The 6115-nt window shown below is 70.3% G+C and carries 6 protein-coding genes and 1 pseudogene; 2 read left to right on the top strand and 5 right to left on the bottom strand.

The features are described from left to right. Positions 1–541 (top strand): annotated as a pseudogene (locus VGD32_RS07735) (phenylalanine 4-monooxygenase); the annotation flags it as partial. On the opposite strand, the gene VGD32_RS07730 reads toward VGD32_RS07735, so the two are convergent. Further along, entirely contained in the window at positions 508–1755 is a 1248-nt protein-coding gene (locus VGD32_RS07730; RefSeq protein WP_331031321.1) for an acyltransferase family protein, read from the bottom strand. The pseudogene VGD32_RS07735 and the gene VGD32_RS07730 sit on opposite strands and share 34 nt — an antisense overlap. A 185-nt stretch (positions 1756–1940) precedes the next feature. On the opposite strand from VGD32_RS07730, the gene VGD32_RS07725 reads away from it, so the two are divergent. Next, the gene (locus tag VGD32_RS07725) at positions 1941–2702 is read left to right on the top strand and encodes a LytTR family DNA-binding domain-containing protein (protein WP_331031320.1); all 762 of its coding nucleotides are present in this window, start codon (positions 1941–1943) and stop codon (positions 2700–2702) included. A gap of 12 nt (positions 2703–2714) precedes the next feature. Here the strand turns inward: VGD32_RS07725 and VGD32_RS07720 are convergent, their stop codons facing one another. The 4 genes from VGD32_RS07720 to VGD32_RS07705 all read right to left on the bottom strand — a co-directional run. Further along, a complete protein-coding gene (locus tag VGD32_RS07720; protein ID WP_331031319.1) occupies positions 2715–4004 on the bottom strand; it encodes an MFS transporter in 1290 nt (429 codons plus the stop codon). A 13-nt stretch (positions 4005–4017) separates the two neighbouring features. After that, positions 4018–4563 carry a GNAT family N-acetyltransferase gene (locus VGD32_RS07715; protein ID WP_331031318.1) on the bottom strand — a complete coding sequence of 182 codons (546 nt, stop codon included), beginning with the start codon at positions 4561–4563 and terminating at the stop codon, positions 4018–4020. Next, complete coding sequence (locus VGD32_RS07710) at positions 4551–4973, bottom strand: hypothetical protein (RefSeq protein ID WP_331031317.1); 423 nt, start codon at positions 4971–4973, stop codon at positions 4551–4553. The genes VGD32_RS07715 and VGD32_RS07710 overlap by 13 nt, the downstream gene beginning before the upstream one ends. Continuing rightward, a partial coding sequence (locus tag VGD32_RS07705) for an N-succinylarginine dihydrolase (protein ID WP_331031316.1) occupies positions 4970–6115 on the bottom strand: 1146 nt, incomplete at its 5' end. The genes VGD32_RS07710 and VGD32_RS07705, both read right to left, overlap by 4 nt.

Raw genomic sequence — 6115 nt, 5'->3', positions numbered from 1 at the left:
GTTCATCCGCAAGCCGGACCAGCTGGACTATCTGCAGGAGCCGGACATCTTCCACGACGTCTTCGGCCACGTGCCGATGCTGACCGACCCCGACTTCGCCGCCTATATGGAGGCTTACGGCAAGGGCGGGCAGCGGGCGGCCTCGCTGGGCATGCTGCAGAACCTGGCCCGGCTGTACTGGTACACGGTGGAATTCGGTCTGATGCAGGACGAGGGCGGGCTGCGCATCTACGGCGCGGGCATCGTCTCATCGGCGACGGAGAGCGTCTTCTCGCTGGAAGATCCGTCGCCCAACCGGCTCGGCTTCGATCTCGAGCGGGTGATGCGCACCCTCTACCGCATCGACGACTTCCAGCAGGTCTATTTCGTGATCGACTCGATCGAACAGCTGAAGCGCGAGACGCTGCAGGACTTCGGCCCGATCTATGAGCGGCTGAAGGGCGCCGCGGACATCGCCATCGACGCCATCCTGCCGTCCGACCGGGTCTTCACCCGCGGCACCCAGGCCTATGCGGCCCGGGGCGGGCGTTTCGCGGCCTGAGGCCTGACGCCCAGCAGCAGGCCGAACCAGCCCGACCGCCGCGCGACCTCATAGGCCAGGAAGCAGAGGGCGAGGGTCGCCGCGATCAGCAGGCCCGCCTCCGCCGCCAGTGGAAGATGCAGCTGCGCCAGATGGTGGCCGACCACGACGATGACGGTCTGGTGCACGATGTAGAAGGGGAAGACCCCGACGGTCAGGTAGCGCAGCACGGGGCCGCCGTGGTTCAGATGTCTGGCGCCGAAGCCGAGGATGGCCGCGATAAAGGCCCACTGGTCCGCCGCATAGACGATGCGCATGGCCCGGCGCAGGGCCTCGGCGGGCATGGCGTCCTCGGCCCGGTATTCCCACGCATAGGCCGCCCAGGCCGCCCAGGCGGCGAGCGCGATCAGCAGCGCCGGCCAGCGCAGGCGGATAAAGCCCTGACGCAGGGATTCGGATCGGGCGGTCAGGAAGCCGAACAGGAAGGCGCTGAACGACAGGGCGTGATTGTACCAGTCCTCGACCAGGTCGTGGGTGATCTCGAACCGGTAGGCGAGGCCCCAGCGGATCGCCGCGAGGAAGACGATGGGCCAGATCAGCAATCCCCAGCCCTTCAGCCCCCGCTCCAGCAGAACGCCGAGGGCGCGGAAGCGGCCGGATGAGAGGGCCAGAAGGGCGGCGAGGATCAGGCTGTAGACCAGCAGATAGGCCACGAACCACATGTGGTTCCAGGTCGGCGTGGTCAGACAGCCGTCGGGGCCGCACCAGTTTCCCGAGGCGGTGGCGTAGCGAACCCAGAAGTCGGCGGTGAAGGCGTTGCGGTAGGCGTCGGCCTGCGGCGCCAGACGGCCGACGGCCTCGACGATCTCGTAGTAGCTCTGCGGCGGCACCACCACGAACATGGCGAACAGCAGCGGCGGCAGCAGCCTGAGGGTCCGGGACCCCGCCAGCCGGCCGGCGCCGGTGCGCCCGTCGCGGGCCAGACTGTCGGCCAGGAAGCGGGTGGCCGCCCCGGAAACGAGAAACAGCAGGGTCAGACGCCACGGGTTGGTCAGTTGCATGACCGGCTCGAGCGCCGCGACTTCGTGGCTGGACTTCACGTGCCACTCCCACGGCACGTAGAACATGCCGACGTGGTACAGAATCAGCAGCATGAAGGCGCCGACGCGGATCCAGTCCAGGTCGTATCGGCGGAGCGGGCCGGAGGCGGCGTCGGGCAGCGGGGCGGACGACATGGTGGCTTTCCATGAGCGATGAACGGTTCCCGGGCGTCCCATCCGCGCCGGGCGCCAGGCAATCGCGGGGGGACGGGCGGGACGGTCGGCGGGACGCCGCCGCGGGCCCTGGGACGAACGGCGCGCAGCGGGGGCCGGGCGGCTGGTTCAAGACTCCGCCGGATCTCCGCGACCTGCGGACGGCGGTGCTGTTCATCGTGCCGGCGACGGCGGCGGTGGTGGTCGTCAACGCCCTGACCGCCCTGAGCGACAATCCGGAGGCCGCCGCCTGGGAGCCGTGGGTCTGGGAGATCAGCAGCGCGGTCTCGATCTTCGCCGCCATGCTTATCCCGTGGCTGACGACGGCGGCCGCGCCGCCGGACGAGGTCGCGGCGGAAGACTGGCGGCCGAAGGTGCGGTTCGTGCTGCTCCACGCCGTCGCCTTGCTGCTGTTCTCGGCCCTTCACGTGATCGGGTTCGTGGCCCTGCGGATCGCCGTCTACGCCCTGATGGGAGACGGCCCCTACGAGTTCGGGGACCGCTTCATCTACGAGCTGCGCAAGGACCTGATCAGCTACGCCACCTATGTCGCCGCCTTCTGGCTGATCGGCTACCTGCGCCGTCGCCGCGACGAGCCGGTGCGGCCGGTCAGCTTCGACATTCGCGACGGCTCGCGCATCCTGCGGGCGCCCCTGTCCGACATCGTCGCCGTGTCGTCGGCGGGCAACTACGTCGAGTTCTGGCTCGCGGACGGCCGCCGCCCGCTGATGCGCGCCACTCTCGCGGCCATCGAGGTGGAGCTGGGCGGGTTCGGCTTCGTCCGCGCGCACCGGTCCTGGCTGGTCAACGCCGCCCGGGTCACGGCGCTGGAGCCCGACGGGTCGGGCGACTGGACCGTCGAGCTGGGCGCGGTGCGCGCGCCGGTGTCGCGCCGCTTTCCGGACGCCCTCGCGCGGCTGAAGGGCTGAACCCGGCCGGCGTCAGTCGTGATCGATCAGGCTGTTCCTGCCGGTGTCGCGCATGCGGACGTAGGTCAGCAGCGAGACGCCGATCAGGACCGTCACGTACCAGAAGAAGGCGCTCTCCATGCCGCTGTCCTTGAACCCCAGGGCGGCGTATTCGGCGGTGCCGCCGAACAGGGCGTTGGCGACGGCGTAGGGCAGGGCCACGCCCAGCGCCCGGATGTGGGCGGGGAACAGCTCGGCCTTCACCACCGCATTGATCGAGGTGTAGCCGCTGACGATGACCAGCGCCGCCAGGGCCAGCAGGAAGGCCGTGAACGGGCTGTCGACTCCGGCGAGGGCGGTCATGATCGGCACGGTGAACAGCACGCCCAGCACCCCGAAGGCGACCATCACCGGGCGGCGCCCGATGCGGTCCGACAGGGCCCCGACCGCAGGCTGGATCAGCATGAAGACGAACAGGGCGGCGGCGCTGATCTCTGTCGCCGTGGCCTTGCTGAAGCCGGTCGTGTTGACGAGGAATTTCTGCAGGTAGGTGGTGTAGGTGTAGAAGGCGACGGTCCCGCCGGCGGTCAGGCCGAGCACCATCAGCGCCTCCTTCGGATGCTTCAGCATCAGCAGCAGGGCGCTGGATTTCGGCACCTCGCGCGTGTCGGTGGCGATGAAGGCGGCGGTCTCGTCCAGGCGGCGTCTGAGCCAGAACACGATCACCGCCAGGGCCGCGCCGACGAAGAAGGGGATGCGCCAGCCCCAGCTCTCGAGCGCGCCCTCGCTGAGGGTGTTCTGGAGCAGGATCAGCAGCAGCAGCGCCAGCAGCTGGCCCGAGATCAGGGTGACGTACTGGAAGCTGGACCAGAAGCCGCGGTGCTTCGCCGTGGCCATTTCGGACAGATAGGTGGCCGAGGAGCCGTATTCGCCGCCGACGCTGAGGCCCTGCATCATGCGGGCGAGCAGCAGCAGGGCGGGGGCGGCGATGCCGATGGTCGCATAGCCCGGCGTCACGGCGATGATCAGGGCCCCGGCGCACATCAGGCTGACCGACAGGGTCAGGCCCGCCTTGCGGCCTCGCCGGTCGGCGTAGACGCCCATGACCCAGGCCCCGACCGGACGCATCAGGAAGCCGACCGCGAAAACGGCGGCGGCCTTGAGCAGTTCTGCCGTACTGTCGCCGCTGGGGAAGAAGACCGGTGCGAAATAGACGGTGAAGGCGGCGTAGGCGAACCAGTCGAACCACTCGACCAGATTGCCGGCTGAGCCGCCGATGATGTTGCGCAGGCGCCGGGCGGGCGTCATGGCGGCGTCGGTCATTCCGGATCCCCCCTCAGAGGCCGGCATCATCCAGCCGTTTGCCCATCCTGACCAGCGGCACGGGAGCGCCGCCGCGGTCGTCCTCGAAGCGGTCGATCTCGCGATAGCCGGCGGCGCGGTACAGGGGCTCGCCCCCGAGGGTGGCGACGAGTTCGGCGCGGTCGTAACCGGCGGCCCGGGCGGCGTCCTCGCACAGGCCGAGGATCAGGCGGCCGACGCCCTGCCGCAGGAACTCCGGCGCCGTGTACATGGCGCGGATGCGGGCGGCGTCGACGCCGGGGGTCAGCGGCGCCGGCTCGCGGCCCGGGGTGTGGTCGCCGCCGTATTCGGTGATCCGGCCGCTCCAGCCGCCGCAGCCTGCCAGGATCCCGTCGCGCTCGACGATGAAATAGGTGCGGTCGGCGATGATCTGGCTGTCGATGCCCATCAGCCTGCGGCTGGCGGCGATCTGATCCGGCGTCAGGAAGGCGGCGAGCGGCCCGCTGATGGCACGATCCATCAGGGCGACGAGCGCCGGGATGTCGGCCTCGGTGGCGATGCGGTGGGTCAGGTTCGCCACAGCTGCAGCGTCCCGAGGATGTGCGCCACGGCGTAGACCAGCACGATGGCCGAACTGATCCAGGCGAAAACCCCGACGGGAACGCCCGTAGCGTAGAGAGCAGGGATGTAGCCGACGGCGCGCAACAGGTAGACGGCGCTGATCGCGGCCAAGGCCAGCTTCAGAAGGGGCAGCCGCGGGATCAGGCCGGCGCCGGACAACGCGTATGCGGACCAGACGGCGAGGACGCCTGCGATGGCGAGGGTGATCAGCGTCGCTTTCGGAGAGCCCTGCTCGGCGAGGCTCACCATCCGAGGTCCGGCGCCGAAGAATTCGTACCAGCGGGGGCCGCCAGCGATGATCGCCAGATGGGCGACGGACGCGGCGGCGTTGAGGGCCCCGGCCATGACGAGCCACGGGTTGGCGGTCACGCGCCGCCTCGCTGGAACGGATAGAAGCCTGCGCCCAGGTCGAGGATGGCGGTCAGTTCGTCCAGCGCGCCACGGCTCTCGTCCAGCAGGGCCGGGTCGGCGAGGTCGGCGGGGCCGAGCGCGTCACGGTACCAGGTCGCGGCCCAGATCGACAGGCGGGCGTGGAGCTCGTCGGTCATCCGCATGGCCGGGTTGGTCGCGGCCAGTTCGGCCTCGGTCAACGCGACGCGGAGGCGCAGGCAGGCCGGGCCGCCGCCGTTACGCATGGACTGGCGGACGTCGACGTATTCGACGCGGCCGATGGGGCCATTGGAGGCGGCGAGGGCCTCGGCCACGGCGTGGCTGCGGGCGTTGTCACGCGTCTCGGTCGGGCAGATCAGGGTCAGGCGGTCTTCGCCCGGAATCCGCACCAGCATCGAGTTGAACAGGTAGCTGGTGATGGCGTCGGTCAGCGGCAGGTCGGCGGCGGAAACCTCGACGAAGACCGGCTCGAAGCGGCCGTCCGCGGCGGCGCGGACGGCGTCCAGCGTCCGGGCCGTATGCTCGAAGGCGAGCTCATGGAAGAACAGGGTCTGCAGCGCGCCGACGCAGACCACGTCGTTGTGGAAAGTCCCGCCGGCGATGGCGGCGGCGGACTGGCGGGCCAGAACCACGCCCGAAGCGCCGTGGCGGCGGGCGATGGCTTCGGAGGCCTCGCGGGTCTGGCGGGCGGGGTATTGCCCCTGCCAGTGCTCCCAGGCCTCGCGGCCCCAGACCAGCAGGTTGACGCCGGGCTCGCCGTGATCGGCGCACAGGCGGACGTGGTTGGCGGCGCCCTCGTCGGCGAGGTGGGCGACAGAGGGCAGGGCGTCTTGCACCGCGAACCGGGCGGGATCGGGGAAGAGGGCGTCCAGCGACCGCTTCGTCTGGGCGTGCTCCAGCGAGCGGTGCAGGTTGGTGACGAGATTGGCGGGGGTGAAATGCACCCGGCCGTCGGCGGCGTCGGCGGAGGGCGTCACCGTGGCGGCGTTGGCCGCCCACATCGGCGAGGCCGAACAGGCGGCGGCGGCGAAGGACGGGGCATCCTTCCACGCCTGCTCCAGCACGGCGGCGTCGGAGCCGGTGAAGCCGAGGCTGCGCAGGAAGGGAATGTTCGGCCGCTC

This window comes from Brevundimonas sp. (assembly GCF_036402095.1).
Lineage (GTDB): Bacteria > Pseudomonadota > Alphaproteobacteria > Caulobacterales > Caulobacteraceae > Brevundimonas.
Note: the sequence above shows the minus strand (reverse complement) of the source record. Positions and strands in the feature narration are given on the sequence as shown.

Bases quoted from the DNA above. Each gene is read 5' to 3' on its own strand.
- VGD32_RS07730 (WP_331031321.1), bottom strand. From the start codon at position 1,755: ATGTCGTCCGCCCCGCTGCCCGACGCCGCCTCCGGCCCGCTCCGCCGA.
- VGD32_RS07720 (WP_331031319.1), bottom strand. From the start codon at position 4,004: ATGACCGACGCCGCCATGACGCCCGCCCGGCGCCTGCGCAACATCATC.